The sequence below is a fragment of the Brucella pseudogrignonensis genome, assembly GCF_032190615.1.
Classification (GTDB): Bacteria; Pseudomonadota; Alphaproteobacteria; order Rhizobiales; family Rhizobiaceae; genus Brucella; species Brucella pseudogrignonensis_B.
The window spans coordinates 1-14498 of sequence record NZ_JAVLAT010000001.1 but is presented as its reverse complement, the minus strand read 5'-3'; the positions used below and the strand labels follow the sequence as shown (position 1 = coordinate 14498).

Genomic DNA, 14498 nt, shown 5'->3' with positions numbered 1-14498 from the left:
AATAGTTATAACAAATGATGCACGGGGCGGGTATAACTCCCGCCCCATTTTTTAAGAAAGCTAATTTCCTTCTAGATCGTCCCGGCAATCGCTGCCGCCACGCACTCGGCATACTGGCGCACCGCGACATCCCGAAAATGCACGTCACCGCCCATCTGCTGCACCTTCGCGCCAGTAATCGCATCGATCCGTTGATTGGTGATCGTGGCTTTTCCCCAGTCAAACGGAGACATGTGCGCCCATGCCGGGGCTACGACACATCGGGCATTGGCAAGGGTCGCCTGATAATTAATGATTGCTGCTATCACACCGCGTGCACGCTGCTCCCATCGCGCATTATCGACAGCAGACCATTGATCGGTATTGTGCGTCAGGATGACTTTGACATTGGCGTCAGCTGCGAGAATGGACGGCACAATGATACCGAGAGCATCAAGCACATGGGCATAGAGCGCCGACGGGTTTGGATAGGACGATATGTCATTGGTCCCCATGTTAATGACGACATGGGTTGGCACATCGAGGCCGTAATCAGACAGATAACGTGCGAAATCGAAGACATACCCATTATACGATCCACTTTCGTTGCCGACCCGTTGCCGCACAAAGGGGTTATAAGCGCGGCGGTTTGCGTTTGTGAGGGCAAGATACGCAGCAGGCGTGATATTGCCATCAACGGGCGTGAGCGTGGTGGTCTTGTTAATCAAGTCGGACAAGAGGCGACCACTACGACCCTCTCTAGGCGGCGAATACTCTGTGATCGTGCCTATGCCGGTTGACGTGATCCCAGCATTGGTAAGGATATCAAGCGTACGATCCGCAGTCGGGAAAACATCAGTGATACTATCCCCGATGAAGCAGACCTTGGCCGTCTTGCCCGCCAGATAAGAAAGAGCAGTTACCTTTGATGTTGCTTCCACGCGTCCACGCCATTCCGGCTGAGGTTCCGGCTCGGACGTAATAATATCGACCGGGAAGCCGGAAGCGAGACGACCGGCTGGCACCTCAATGTAATCCCGCCCCATGATGGAGAGTGGCGGGATCGCACTGTTTCCGTTTTCGCTGTTATTCTGGCAACTGATCATGGTGAGTGGACCACTCTCGCGACGAGATAGCTGCATCGACATAGGGTAAAAAACGATGGGCCTACCCTCGATGCCGTAAACCATTTTTGGATAGAGCAAGTTCGGCTCGCGGGCATTTTCCTGCGGCACCCCTGAACTACCCAGACGTGGCCAGTCATCCGGCTGCACATACATATCCGGGTTCACTCCAAGTGCAATCTGAGGGAGCGACAGGGAAATATCACGCGATGCATTTTCGCCGCTGATTGCCACACGCCAGCCTTGGTTCACATAGCTCAGAGAAACCCCACTGTTGGCAAGTACGTATGACGCCAAACGGCCAGAATAAACCTTTTCAAGCGTCATCGCACCACGAGACAGCGGCCCGCCAGCGGCATTCGAGGCCACGCGGGAAACGGAATATGCCGTGATCGTCGCAGGCCAGCTATTTTCCGGCTCACCATCGCCAAGCAGTACAAACACGCGCATGAAGGCGTAACCGACATGATAACGATGAGGAACGCGCACACCAACGACCGGATTGCCATCCGTGCTGGCGTAAACTTCCGTCACCCCGAGGGCATTGAGGATAGCGTTGCTGGTAGCAGCCTTATACGTTGCCGCTCCGCTATACTGTTTCTCAAACGTGCCTTTTTCCACGATGTTCTTCATAACATCGGCGCGCGACATCTGAGTGGTTATGCCTCCAAGCGAGGTAATGGCGAGCAAGACATAATCGCCATTCACAAGCGAATTCTGGATCGCTGAAAAGGCAGCGAACTCCACCGCTGAAGTCTGACGGTTATAATAGACGGCAGTTTGCGTAACATTGAAAACAGCCGCGTCCAGCTCAAAATACTTTCCTTGCGTCGGGGCAACGGTGCGCAAGGCATCGGCCTTCCTCTTGAAGGCAAAACGAGGGATCAGCAGCTTGCCGGTATAGTGGTCAATAACGACACCGCCAGCCGGTGTTGATACAGAGTAATCCTCTTTGACACCAAGTTCGGTCTCAACTGTCGTATAGTCGTCAGATCGCAGCCAGCGCCAACCGGCAGGCGACGTGGACCACGTATAGATGCCATTATTCTGGACCGTGCCACCGACAACCGGGTCCGTGTGTGTTCCGCTGTCAGCTTCGACATAACCACGTTGGCCGTTTCTTGTGCCTGCTACAGCTGAGAGCTGCGCCCATGTTGCCTTCGTAACGGTATCACCAGACACAGAAAGCTCATCAACTTGTCTGTCAATCTCGGATATAAATTGACGGATTTCGGCTTTCTTTGGATTATTGGCTCCACTCGACGGAACGCCATCATTGACGTAATCACGGAAAGCTTTGTCGCCGAGTTCCTTAATATTTCCCATCGATTGCTCCATAGCAAAGCGCCCCGCTTTAGCAGGGGGATTTTGGTCTAATTGTTTCAGTAAGTTAGCTATCCACTGCCGGTGTTGTTTCGACGGCACTTGGCCCATATGAACCGAGGCGTCCCTTTTCAGTGCGCAGCGCCATCTGGAATTCGTATTGCGTGGCTGCTGCAAGGTTCGGAATTGTGAGGCTTTGAGCTTCGTTTGCTAAGGGGCCGTAAACTGTCCATTCGGTGTCTGAGGTCTTTCTCCAACGCACCATATAGTTCAACAGAACACTTGAGCTTGGAGAGAAGGTCAATTCAGCGGAAGGGCCAGCCTTTATTGCAATGACTGGAGCGGCTGGGACAGGGATACCATCATCGACATCTGTCTCAGATGACACAGGTGCCTCGCCCTCTTGAGAGCTATCCCACTGATATGCGGTTGATGGCATGGACTGCACTTGAATGGTTGCGCCTTGCAGAATACCGCCTTCACCGATAATGAACTTGAAGTCTAGCACCTCGAAGACGCTATCGATCCCAAAAAGGGAATAATGAATGCGAATGAAGCGCTCTCCAAATGCTGCTAATCCCATCAGGTTAGTATTGAAGGTGCCAACCCAATTCGGATTTGCACGAAACCATTCAAGCTTCATCAAGCGACGCGCCTGACTGTGCGATGGAGCCATGTTGAATTGAACGTCTTTGGCCTCTTCACCGCGCTCTGATACAGCATCCTCATCCGCCCAAGGATCCGCATCCGTAGACTGATAATCTTGTGTAGGATCCAGAAACGTAGCGCGAATGGTGTTCGCAGTCGTCATAACATCTCGACCGCGACCCACATCAGAAAAGCCCGTAATTGCATCAGCTGTGAGGATGACTGTCGGCTCTGCCCATTCGCCTATGTCAAGCGTTAACCCACCGTCTGGAGTTGGAACCAAACGACCATCGCAGCAAGCCAGCATACGCCCCAGAACATCAGCAGGACGCTCATTGAGCTGGTATGATCCCCAGAGGCGATAACGCGGCTCAGTGCCACCAGCTGCGAGTTCAATGGCTTGTCCTGCGCGATTATACGCTGCGACCCAGCCGGCTTGAGCTAAAGGCGTTGTGAATAGGCTTTCCGGCAAGCGCATGCCGTCACTGTGCGTCATGAAATCCCGAATGATGGATGCTGCATTGTCATCCCATGCAACGACACCTGTGCTGGGGTTTTTCACCTTGGAGGCGCGAATAACCAGCCGATAATTAGTGTTCACGCCATTGGGGAAGTATGAAAGGTAATCATCGTCATTGACGGCATCCTGCATGGCATAAAGCGATGCAATGCCATCGCCACGATGATCAGACGTCCATTCTGTAAAGGTCGAAGTCAGGCTTTGATAATTTGTCTCAGTTGGCAGACCTAAACGCACCTGAATGCGCAAATCCCACCAATCTCCCCATGGCCCGGTTCGTACCCATCCATCCGCATCAACAACAACCTGATGGTCATCAATCCAGTATTCCTCGACAGCGTCAATCTCTCCTTGATTGACCGCCAGCACTTTATGGAAGATGCCTTGCTTGGCTTCCGCGAATATCCATGCACCAGAGGTTTTGACCCGACCATAGTGACGAACACGAACGGGCGTTGCTTGCCGCACCTGCTGTTGAACATCTTCAGGTTTTGGTTGGGATGGCCGAAAGAGGGAGGAGGCAAGATATGAAAAACCTAGCGATAGAGCCAACCCACCTAATGTCGTACCCGCAAACATAGTGATTGCCGCAAGACCTGTCTGCAAAGCAGCACCGATTACGCCAGTACCTGCAATCGCTGCAATCAATCCAGAAATCGCTACTGGCATTGAATTCTCCAAGCTTTCCAGATTGCATCGAGCGGTGCACCGATCAATCCGGTTTCATCATGAGAAAACCAGATCGTTTCGGCATGTATAGCCACACACAGTTTTTGATTATGGATAATCAGACCAACATCACCGCATACCGGCGATGCCGTCTTTTCAAACCCTTGCGAGCGCATGGCGCGGTTCACAAGTATGGGAAAGCAACCCCGCACAGACAGGATTGCCGAAGCTTCCGCTTCATCTCTGTATTGCCGACCCATCCACGCGAGAGGTGACAACCCGGTACGGTTTCGCACCCATCTGTCAGCAGTCGAGACACAATCGGTCTCGCCCCAGCGGAAGGGCTTTCGCGCTTCGGCAGCAACAAATTCATCAATGTGCATGAGATCAGTAGTCGGGATACTTAAAGGATTTAAAAAGCAGTGAACCGACAAACTGGCAGAACTTATCACCACCTGAACGGCGTTGCTGATCGCGGTCGGTGTATCGGCCAAAGGCCGGACGCGAGCGGTTGAAGAATGCATTTTCAGCAGTCATCGAAATTGACTGAATAGCGCCTTCAGATCCCTGCATTTCGGTCCGACTAATACGCGGCGGCTGCATGAAGCCCCACCAGATCGGAGCAGGCGTTCCCAAAGGTTGCCATTCCTCGTCAAATAGCTGGATCGACACGACCACTATGCGTTGATCGACCTCATCATTTGCGTTGAGCGCAGCGGCAAGGAAATTCAGCGTCGTATCCGGCAATCCGCTCAGTTGGAATGTCACATTCTGTGCAGCTGTCGTTGAAGACATTCCAAGCCCATCCACCAAACCAAAGCCATACATCGGCTCATATCGGTTCCCGCCTGTCTCAAGTGCGGTATTGCCGTTCCATACTCGCATGGTTTCAGAGGCAAAACGAAACTCAACAAGCAAATCCAGTCGCACTTGGCGCTTAGAAAATTCAATGAGTTCTGCGCTCGTAAAAAAAGCCATCACACGTCCTCAATGAAATTGACGGTGTGGAAAGACCATGGAGCGACTAAGTCTAGATCCATGTCCATTTCCGCATCGCTTGCGAGACGCATTCGGCAAATTGGATTATCGAATTCCATCTCAGTACCCGCAGAAACAGCTTCACGCGCAGGAGGCCTGAAAGTGATGGCTGCTGACTTGTCGCCCGTCATCTGTACGGTACGGATACGATACATGCGCTCACCGACTGAGAAATCCTGCCCCGGTTGCAATTGACCTGCCGTAACAAGGGCGACATTTGCTGTTGTGCCACGCAATGGAATGTTGCTGATCAAGCGAATATCGATGGCGCGAGAGCGATATAGGCCAGCGTCACTAAAGGGGCTGGTATCGGAATGCGGAACGCCCTTAAGCAGGCTGCTCCAATCCGGCTCGTATGGCTGATAAGCACCACAGCGCGGGAGAAGGATTGGATGCAACTTGCCTTCAAGCAGCATGGCTATCGCACGGTATGCCAGAACCGCTGATGAACCACGTTTGATGATGATATCTGCAAATGTTGCCTTCCATATACCAGCATCAGACGCGGAAACCTGAGATAAACCGGACACACTCGACGGCCCCGCCAATGTGCGCGAGGCAATATTGAATGATGCTCGTTTGGGCTTAAGCACAGAACGAGGCCAAATAGGTGTCACCATTACATGGCCTCACATGTTTCTTGTTTGAGCGTCGGCTATCATTGACGGTAGCGACTGCTGAACGGTTCGGGTGCTTTGCTGAACAGAAACCTGTACAATCGCACCGGATGCCGTCTGAATTCGCTGATCGGCGATTTTAGCCATTCGCCCACTGTCATCTTGCAACATGATGCGTATTGTTTCGTTTGAACCCTGCCCCCGCATACCTTTGATACCGGGCGCGGTCGGTGCATTTGATGTTGGCAACGGGCCGACATAACCACCGTTGGCATAGCCTTTCAGGCCACGGCGCATCGCATCCAAAGCGGCAGGCCCACCAGCTGCGCGAACCGCGTCTTGGTCAAAGACATATTCGCCTTTATGAACCACGCCAGCCGGTTCGTATTTTCCACCAGAGCCAGTATAGCCGCCTTTGTCGAAACCAAGCAGCTTGCCAATACCGCCGAATATCCCCGACCCACCGCCGCCGAAGATGCCAGCCAGTGGACCTTTGCCAAGCAAGGTTGCCTGCATGACGGCCTCAATGAGCGTATTCAGGAATTTATCAAGCGCCGAATTGCCGGTTTCAATGGCCGGGATCATCGACTGAAAAGCATCCATCATGGAGCCTTTCAAGAAGTCCGACAATTCACGCGCATGCTCTTGGCTTTCTGCGAGCTTATTAGCTTCAACCGTGGCATTGGCATAACCTTCTGCCAAACCCTCAATCTGCTCTTTCAAAGCTGGGGTAATTTCAATCCCAGCTTTCTTGGCAGCATTCAACAGTTCTTGCGTGGCGCGGGCCTTAGTGATTGCGTAATCGTAATCATCAATCAGTGGGTTAATCTGGGCTTGAGCTGCCGTTTCTGCCTGTAGGGATGCTGTGCGCTCTTTGATCTGCTCGATTTCGCGCTGTAGTTCATCAGGTCGAGACCTACCTCCACCTTTGCGCCCCTTGCCGCCACCAGACGATCCGCCTGCTCCACCATTTGACGAACCGCCGCCGCCTGAACTTCTTGTCGGCGCAACTAGGTCGTTATCTTTACTATTGGCAGTCCTTTCCCTCGCTCTGGCATTTGCAGACTGTCGCCAATTCTCGCCAAGCTTCCCAAGGTGATCTTGAGCGGCTTTTGTCAAAGCCTTGCCATATGCATCGCCAGCAGCCTTACCAGCTCCCGCGAATGAGTTATCAAGCCTACCAAGATTTACTGTCATATCTTCTGGCAGTATCGGTGCGACGCCGACAAACCGGTCTAGGGCATTCAACGCAGATGCAACGCGGTTGATGCCATTTAAAACTGTTTGAAGCCCGCTTTCTATGCCTGCAATCATCGAGTTCATGGCATTAATGACGGCTTCGGCAACAGCACCGGGCAGCTTAGTAAATGTCGTTACGGTGGTATCGTAGAGAAGGCCAACAGCACCGATAATGTTATTTGCTGCACCCTTGGTTGTTTCCCAAACATCTTCCCAGCTAACCTCATTGCCGCCTAATGCATCGGATATCAGGTTTAGCGCCCCTAGAAGATCATCGCGAACAAGTGACGCAACATCCATTGCGCCCTGACTGATGGTTTCCCATGCTACCGAGGCGTAATCCTGAAGATTAGCCATATCGCCTGCAATCGGCTGGATCTGGTCACCGAACGCCGAGAGAGCGAACGTAGCCGAGCTAATCGCGGTAATCAGAAGCAAGAACGGGTTAGTTGCAACCATCGTCGCGCCTGCCAGCGCCACTCGTGCCATCGCCGGAACATACTGCCCCAGAAGAACTGTCGCCGCTGCCGCTGCTGCTAATGCAACATGCTCGAAGTTATCACCGACAAAAACCAGTCCTTGCGCGATAGTAGCAGAAACGCCAGACGCCTGATCCATTGTCCCGACGAACTTCAATAAGCCGTTGGCGACCTTCTGAAACCCGTCAGATATAGTTGCAGGCATGCTCTCGGCTTCGGCTGTCAGTTCCTGCAAGCGCGTGGTCAAAGCCTTGTAGATCACGTCACCGGTGATCTTGCCTTCCTTGCCTGCTTCGCGAAGCTGATTGACACCAATGCCGAGCTGGGCGGCAAGCACTTCGGCAACACGTCCACCAACTTCAATCACCGTATTCAGGTTGTCGCCTTGAAGCTTACCCGCCGCCATCGACTTGCCGAGAGCGTCAATCACACGAGCTGCGCGATCAGACTTAGCGCCTGACACCACGAGCGCGTTATTCAATGCTTCGGTGTAATCAAGCTGCTGATTGGTATTGTAACCAAGCTCTTTGAGAGCGCCCGCATTTGTGAGAAAGCTTTCAGCCGTGTTTTGCATACCGGAATAGGTGCGCTGCGCCATGTCATAGATACGCTCCATTACCTGAGGAGCTTTATCCATATCCCCGACAGCAAGGCCTACACGAGAGGACAAATCAGTCCAAGTGTCAGCCATACGCTGGATTTCACTTACACCAATGCCAAGGCCACCGATCGCAGCACCAGCACGAAGCATATTCTGAAATGAACGACTGATGTTGTCGTTCATCGTGGAAAAGCGCTTCTCGATCTGGCGAGCGCGTTGATTAGCAACGCCATTTGCCCGGTTGAGCGCCTTTTCAAAAGAGGCCGTGCGGGCCTCCATAGCCACGACAAGGCGTTCAACGTCAGTCGCCATCAGAAGCCCTCAATTCCAAGTTCTGCAAGTTGATCGTCGCTCATACCGGGAGCGGCTTTTTCTTCGGTCGCATTGGCGGCTTTGAAGCCTTCAACCGCACAGCGAAATTCCCAAAGCGTCATCTTGCCGATGTCGCGATGGATTATTCCGGCCCATTGGTAGAAGCGGTTGAATTTCCACTTTCCGCGCGGGAGCGGGTTCGGGTCTTCTTCGCCCCCGCTTTCCGCTCCCCCGGCTGATCATCCTCATCGCCAAAGAGTGCAACCATCAACACAGCCTGCGCAGTCAGCACTGACAATGTGAGCGGTCGATCTTCAACGAATTTCTGGACAAGCTTACGAGCGGCTTCTTTTTCCATGCCGCCGCCTTCAAGACCGAGGCGGATAGGCTGGATCACATCATCAATGAACCATTGCTTGGAAGTGAGCCGCATCAATATCCATTGCGGCCCTGCATCGCATTTGTCTTGCAGGGCGCGAAGGTGTACAAGGCGGAGTTCAAAATCATGCTCTCCGCCAGCCCATGTGAGAGCCTTCGCCATTACGCAGCCTTAGCGGTACGGGTTGGCAATCCGTCGAACTGAATTTCGATTTCAGCCGATACCTTTTGGCCTTTTTCAACGGCATTGTTGAGGTACACGAGGATCGCTGATCCTGTTTCATATTCTGTGTCACCAACAGCAGAATTGACGTGCTGAACACGAATTGTCTTCTTACCGCCCGAATACCACCAATCAAGCATCATTTGATGGCTCTGGCTGGCCCATACGCCAGTACCTGAGATTGTAACTTCCGAGGACTGAACAGCACGTTCAACAACAGCTGGCAGGCTTTCATCTTCACAATCGGCGGGTACTTCCGTTGTCTGCATGTTGTGCTGGCGGTTGATACCGCGCTGTGTGATGCCGCAAATCTTCGAGAAAGTACCCTCGACATCTGTTTCAATCTCAACAACAAGATGCTGAAATTCTGCGGTAATTGGCTTAACGGCCATGTTATTTCTCCATGCGAAAACGGGCCAGCAATACGCCAGCCTTGATAGGGCTTGAGGCCCGGTTTCAGGTGATTGGGCTAAGCCCGTTTACGGCCTTTCAGGGCGCGTTTCTGATCGCGTGTCGGGCTTGCGACCGCTTCGGCCCAGCCTTTCGATACGCAGTAATCAATGAAGTCTTGCGGACGTTCTTGCGGTTCCGGCGAAGCCTTGGCGTTGAACGAATACCGGCTGCGAGGACGCGACCAGTTGCATTCCACTTTAAAGATTGCCCAAGCCATTATTTCGCTCCGTCTCTGACTGCTTTGCGCATCTGGCGCGTAACCCTGCCCCGGACACGCTTTCGCAACGTGCGCCATGATGGGAAGAAATACGGGCTGGCCTTCATGTGCTGGGTGCCGAACTCTTGAAGTCTGGCAAGCTGGAATTGCTCACGTTCACCAACCATCGTTGACGTATCGCCAGCGTAGATCGTGATCACCAAACCGTCGCGTGTCGGTGCTGACTTGCCGAGGACCATTGAGCCTTTCGGCGCATCGCCCCACGTCCAGTTGATCGTCTGTGCAAGTGCACCCGTATCTTTCGGTGCCAATCGACGCATCATACTGACGACTTCGCCAGCACCTTGCTCCATTGCTTTGATCGTCGCATCGAATACAGCCTGCGGAATGGTCTTAGTAAGCTTTCGCTTGAGCCGGTCTAAGCCCTCAACCATCTTCCCATTCCTCGTCAATCAGTCCGGTGACTTGCACAATGCCATGAGCGGTTATACCGTCTGGATCATCCAAAACACGCGACAATTCGATATTAAGACCCACAAGAGCGCCGCTTAACAGCTCACCAGTGGTGTTTCTCAAAGCGCCTACAATGGCGTCAACAATCTCTTTGCACGGCCATTTCCGGCCATTCTTGCGCACCCAGCAATCAATCTGGATTGTTTCTTCACGGCTATTGATGCAATCAGCATCATCGGTGCGAAAATCACTCGCGCCCATCGAGATATATGGAAATGTCGGCTTTTCAGGTGGGCCGTCATACACACGATCACCGACAAGTGCCGAAACCTTCGCGTTGGCCTTGAGCGTGGAAATAATCAGGTCTTGGAATGAGACGGAAACACTCATGTCGCCACCCCGCTTTCCGCTGTAATTTCCATAAACTGCCGATCCTCGGTCGGGACAATTGCCCTGATCTGGTACTCGGTTCCGGTGCGCGCATCACGCATACCGTCATCAGTGGTCAAAGCTGCCGTCTGGCTACTTCTGCGCACCGTGACAACAACCGGCTGCTTACCCGTCAACCTTGCCGCCTGAACCGTTTCCCCTCCCCGCAGATACCGGATATTGCCGCGGACTGTGAAATCGGTCGGGGTCGGCTCGAAACCACCATGCCCGTCCGGCACTTCGGTGATGGTGCTGAAGGTGATAGATGAACGAAGTTGCCCTGATCCTAATCTAGCCATGATTACACCTTCGGACGGCGAAACGGCCAGATAAGAGCTTCATAGGCTTGATTGCTCTCAATCCGTGGGCCTTCTGGGTCGCCTCGGTATGAGTACATCAGCCCAACATGCATCAGGATTGCCGCCTTGAGAGAGGCTGGCACGTCTGCCGGGGCTGTCCCTGCCTTGTATTCGATAGTGACCGCATCGGCGCGGGCTACAGTAGCGGGCCACGAGTTACCGTAAGCGAGCGAAAGAACTGTTCCGCAGGCATAGTCCAGCGTCTTGTAGGAGGCCTCTGAAACGGTTTTCTCCACATTATCGGTGTCGAAGTACTTCACGGCCTCAACGCTAGCCACTGGCCCCATACGCAGCCGCAGGAAGCTATTAAACGAGCAAAACGATTGCTTCCACGTCTGAGTGACAAGCGCGATGTTAAGCGTACGCTCAAGATGATCGGTCGCGGCCTGAATAAAGCGCGTGATCTGGTTATCATCATCGGTGAAACCCGACACAATCAGATGTTGACGAGCTTCTTCAAGCGATACCGGTAGGTCTGCTGGCGCTTGTGTGCGGACAGGAAGCAGCATTTATCAACCGCCTTTGTTCTTTTCTGCCCGACCTTCAGCCTTATTCTTCGGCTTTTCCTCGGACTTTTCCTTCAAAACGCCATTCTTCACCAAATGCGACACATCAGTTTCGGATGCCTGTCGTTCATCGCCGGGTTCATAGAATTTATCACCCTGATGACGGCGTAAAACTTCATAGGTTTTCATGGCAATCTCCTTCAGATCAAGAAACGGGCAGCGTTAACTGCCCGTCGATTTGATCAGAACTTATTCGCCGCCACCCGGAGCCGCGTTCACATCGCCGTAGATGAACGCTTCTGGACGATAGACAGCCAGAGCGAGACGTTCTTCAGCAAGGATGGTGACAAGGTTCTTGATGAAGTCGTCTTCATTCTCAGTTGCGACTTCAACACGTGCCTGCCAGCGGTCGAAAATCTGCGCACCAAGCTTGAACGCACCGGTGAGGAACTTACCAGCCGCAACCGCCTGAGTGGTGACAACAGGAAGGCCCCAAAGAGTAGGCGAAAGCGTACCCTGCGGATTGCCGATGATGTAACGGCCCTGAGTGTCCTTGAGCAGTTCAATCGACGTCCAATCAATCGGATTGAGGACATGGCCGGTTGCTGGATATTCAGCAAGCGCCGCCTGAAGCATCGCCACACGAAGACGATCAATGCCGGTAACAGTTGCTGGCATGGTTGTCCCGGCAGGGATAGCGAACGCTGTCGACTGCGGGATGATGCCGAGCAGGTTCTGGCCTGTGCCGTCACCGTTGAGAAGCTGGTTTTCTTCAACGTATGCCAGACCGTACAGCAAGCGCTGATCAATGATCGAGCGAAGCTGTGACACGTCAGACAGCACCTGACGGGAAGCCTTCATCCAGTGTGCAATGACCTTGGCAGAGGTCGTTACCAGCTCGAACTGAATATCCGAGTTTGGCTTTGCCGCACCTTCAGCCACGCCAGCGGCGCGGTTGTTGAAACCCTTTTCCTTGACGTATTCCAGTGAACCGCCGTCCATCTGACCCTGCGAGAGCAGATCACGGATAGTCAGACGGCGCTGGGGCAGCTCAAGAATGCCGGGAAGTCGGGTGGTCTGAATTGCAGCGCCAACGGAACCGGCGGCGTTCGTGGTTGCCGTGGTCAGCGTGGCCTTGGTCTGAATGTCGATGCGACCGCGAGGGTTCGCCTGACCGAGAAATTCCTTGACCTTGTCGTTTTCAACGAACTGCTCACCAATCGACTTTTCCCGGTCGCCTTCGCCACCGCCGCGTGCTGCCTTCTGCTCGAAATCGTCAAGACGTGCCTTGAGTTCATTCATGGCGGTAAGGCTTTCGTCAGCCTTTGCCTTGAGGCTCTCGCTGATGTCGCCATTCTTCTTGGCTTCAGCCACGGCCTGTTCAGCGATTTCCTTGACGCTGTCAAACTTCTTCTCGAAGTCAGCCTTAACCTCCAGAGCAAGCTGCTCTGCTGTTTTATTGTCGCTCATTGATAATGTCCTTTCTGGACAAAGAGGGTGAGATTTAACCGCGCAATGCTTTTAAGAATGCGGTTGCGTCGCTTGCCTTTTCGCCCTCTGGATCACCCAGAACGGCCTTTGCATAACCATGCGAGGCAATCGCGCATGCCATGCTTTTTGGAACCCCTGCCTCTCGCAAGATGTCCTCAAATTCTTTGATCGGCATGGGGTCGCCATCGCGGAGGCGTCTGGCAAACTCATCCATGCGTTCAGATTTCACTGCCTCGATACGGGCGCGGCGATTGGCTGGGAAAGAAACCGGGGAGATTTCCCGCAGGTCCAATTCATCCAGATTGCGCACATTGCCGTCAGGAGTGGCTTTGATTTCTCGGTACCCGATGGAAAGACCACCGATAGCATTCGCCTTCATGAGCGCATGGACTTCACGAGCCTTCTGCACTTCCATGATCAAGCGGCCCTTACCCCAAAGGCCTTTTGCATCCTCAGCAAGATCATCCCAGATACCGATCGGTTCATTCGGGTTATGCTGCCAAAGCATCAGAACGCTTGTGCCTTCGCGCTTATGCTTAGCGAGACTGCCAGCGAAAGCACCGGGCATTACCCGCTCGCCATAGCTGTCAACATTGCCGTTGACCGAGCCGTAACCCGTAAAGGTGCCGTCTTCCGACAGGTCTTTAACCTGCAAGGCAAAGTCTTTGGTTTTCATCGAGATTATTCCTCGTTGTCGCTCTGACGCGGGGTCAGTTCTCGGTCTGCACCGGCTTCGGTAATGGGCACATTCTGCATCTGCATGCGTGGAACATCTCCGCCCTCGACAGGTGGCAAGTTCTCAAGCTCTCGGACTTCGTTGATCGTCATCGCGCCGATTGCCGTCATCTGCTGGTAGAACCGCGCTCTTCCCGCCGTATCGCCCCGCAGAAGGCCTTCTTGGTTAAATTCTATGATAACCCCTGCCGCCTTATCCGCTGGCGTCAGGAGCTGTTTCATCAGTGCCTGTTCAATGCGCTTCAAACGACGGCGAAGTGTGAACTTCTGAAAGCCGAGTGTTTGCGCTTCAATACCCGATCCCCAACTTGTCGATTTCGATGTGTGACCAACCATATGCGGAGGCACACCGAAGAACCGACAGATTTCCTCAATAGAGAATGAGCGGGTTTCCAGCATCTGGGCATCTTCTGGCGTAATCGTCAGTTGCTGCCATTCGGTGCCGCCCTCTAGGATGATAGGCTTGCCAGCATTGCCGCTTCCGATTTTCGCTGCAAGTTTCTGTTCGGCAAGCTCGCGCTGCTCATCGTTCAGCCACTTCTCGAACTTGAGAACACCAGAAGGTCGCAAACCGTTCTCAAACATCGATCCGGCTGATCTATCCGCTGCCTGCGATAAGCCAAACACACGGCGACCGAAGTAAAGCGTCGACGCTCCGCCAAGTGGGTTGCCGCCGAAACCACGGATATGCAGGATTTCGCGATC

Annotated in this window: 17 protein-coding genes and 1 pseudogene; all 18 read right to left on the bottom strand. The window is 53.3% G+C overall.

All coding sequences use genetic code 11. The annotated features are described in order from the left end of the window. Positions 1 to 71 precede the first annotated feature (71 nt). The gene (locus RI570_RS00090; RefSeq protein ID WP_313826418.1) at positions 72 to 2429 is read right to left on the bottom strand and encodes an SGNH/GDSL hydrolase family protein; all 2358 of its coding nucleotides are present in this window, start codon (positions 2427 to 2429) and stop codon (positions 72 to 74) included. 148 nt (positions 2430 to 2577) lie between these two features. Continuing rightward, positions 2578 to 3237, bottom strand: a pseudogene (locus RI570_RS21615) (fibronectin type III domain-containing protein); the annotation flags it as partial. A gap of 1016 nt (positions 3238 to 4253) precedes the next feature. Next, a complete protein-coding gene (locus RI570_RS00080; protein ID WP_313826417.1) occupies positions 4254 to 4646 on the bottom strand; it encodes a DUF6950 family protein in 393 nt (130 codons plus the stop codon). A gap of 4 nt (positions 4647 to 4650) precedes the next feature. Continuing rightward, complete coding sequence (locus tag RI570_RS00075) at positions 4651 to 5241, bottom strand: hypothetical protein (protein ID WP_313826416.1); 591 nt, start codon at positions 5239 to 5241, stop codon at positions 4651 to 4653. After that, complete coding sequence (locus tag RI570_RS00070) at positions 5241 to 5921, bottom strand: hypothetical protein (RefSeq protein WP_313826415.1); 681 nt, start codon at positions 5919 to 5921, stop codon at positions 5241 to 5243. The genes RI570_RS00075 and RI570_RS00070 overlap by 1 nt, the downstream gene beginning before the upstream one ends. A gap of 9 nt (positions 5922 to 5930) precedes the next feature. After that, positions 5931 to 8549 carry a tape measure protein gene (locus RI570_RS00065; protein WP_313826414.1) on the bottom strand — a complete coding sequence of 873 codons (2619 nt, stop codon included), beginning with the start codon at positions 8547 to 8549 and terminating at the stop codon, positions 5931 to 5933. Then, complete coding sequence (locus tag RI570_RS00060) at positions 8549 to 8671, bottom strand: hypothetical protein (RefSeq protein ID WP_313826413.1); 123 nt, start codon at positions 8669 to 8671, stop codon at positions 8549 to 8551. Before RI570_RS00060 ends, RI570_RS00065 begins: the two co-directional genes overlap by 1 nt. Before the next feature lie 20 nt (positions 8672 to 8691). Continuing rightward, positions 8692 to 9090: a gene transfer agent family protein gene (locus RI570_RS00055; RefSeq protein ID WP_313826412.1), complete on the bottom strand. Its 399-nt coding sequence runs from the start codon at positions 9088 to 9090 to the stop codon at positions 8692 to 8694. Beyond that, positions 9090 to 9542 (bottom strand): phage tail tube protein, encoded by a 453-nt coding sequence (locus tag RI570_RS00050; RefSeq protein WP_313826411.1) that lies wholly within the window; start codon positions 9540 to 9542, stop codon positions 9090 to 9092. Before RI570_RS00050 ends, RI570_RS00055 begins: the two co-directional genes overlap by 1 nt. Before the next feature lie 77 nt (positions 9543 to 9619). Continuing rightward, complete coding sequence (locus RI570_RS00045; RefSeq protein WP_313826410.1) at positions 9620 to 9820, bottom strand: hypothetical protein; 201 nt, start codon at positions 9818 to 9820, stop codon at positions 9620 to 9622. After that, complete coding sequence (locus RI570_RS00040; RefSeq protein ID WP_313826409.1) at positions 9820 to 10254, bottom strand: HK97-gp10 family putative phage morphogenesis protein; 435 nt, start codon at positions 10252 to 10254, stop codon at positions 9820 to 9822. Before RI570_RS00040 ends, RI570_RS00045 begins: the two co-directional genes overlap by 1 nt. Further along, positions 10247 to 10663, bottom strand: a complete 417-nt coding sequence (locus RI570_RS00035; RefSeq protein ID WP_313826408.1) for a DUF3168 domain-containing protein — start codon at positions 10661 to 10663, stop codon at positions 10247 to 10249. Before RI570_RS00035 ends, RI570_RS00040 begins: the two co-directional genes overlap by 8 nt. Beyond that, positions 10660 to 11001: a head-tail adaptor protein gene (locus RI570_RS00030; RefSeq protein WP_313826407.1), complete on the bottom strand. Its 342-nt coding sequence runs from the start codon at positions 10999 to 11001 to the stop codon at positions 10660 to 10662. The genes RI570_RS00035 and RI570_RS00030 overlap by 4 nt, the downstream gene beginning before the upstream one ends. A 2-nt stretch (positions 11002 to 11003) precedes the next feature. Then, positions 11004 to 11570, bottom strand: a complete 567-nt coding sequence (locus RI570_RS00025; protein ID WP_313826406.1) for a phage head-tail connector protein — start codon at positions 11568 to 11570, stop codon at positions 11004 to 11006. A gap of 3 nt (positions 11571 to 11573) precedes the next feature. After that, positions 11574 to 11756 (bottom strand): hypothetical protein, encoded by a 183-nt coding sequence (locus RI570_RS00020; RefSeq protein ID WP_253177031.1) that lies wholly within the window; start codon positions 11754 to 11756, stop codon positions 11574 to 11576. Positions 11757 to 11816: 60 nt separating this feature from the next. Continuing rightward, complete coding sequence (locus RI570_RS00015) at positions 11817 to 13037, bottom strand: phage major capsid protein (RefSeq protein ID WP_313826405.1); 1221 nt, start codon at positions 13035 to 13037, stop codon at positions 11817 to 11819. Between the two features lie 34 nt (positions 13038 to 13071). Beyond that, the gene (locus RI570_RS00010; RefSeq protein WP_313826404.1) at positions 13072 to 13734 is read right to left on the bottom strand and encodes an HK97 family phage prohead protease; all 663 of its coding nucleotides are present in this window, start codon (positions 13732 to 13734) and stop codon (positions 13072 to 13074) included. A gap of 5 nt (positions 13735 to 13739) precedes the next feature. After that, on the bottom strand, positions 13740 to 14498 hold a 759-nt coding region (locus tag RI570_RS00005; protein WP_313826403.1), incomplete at its 5' end, for a phage portal protein.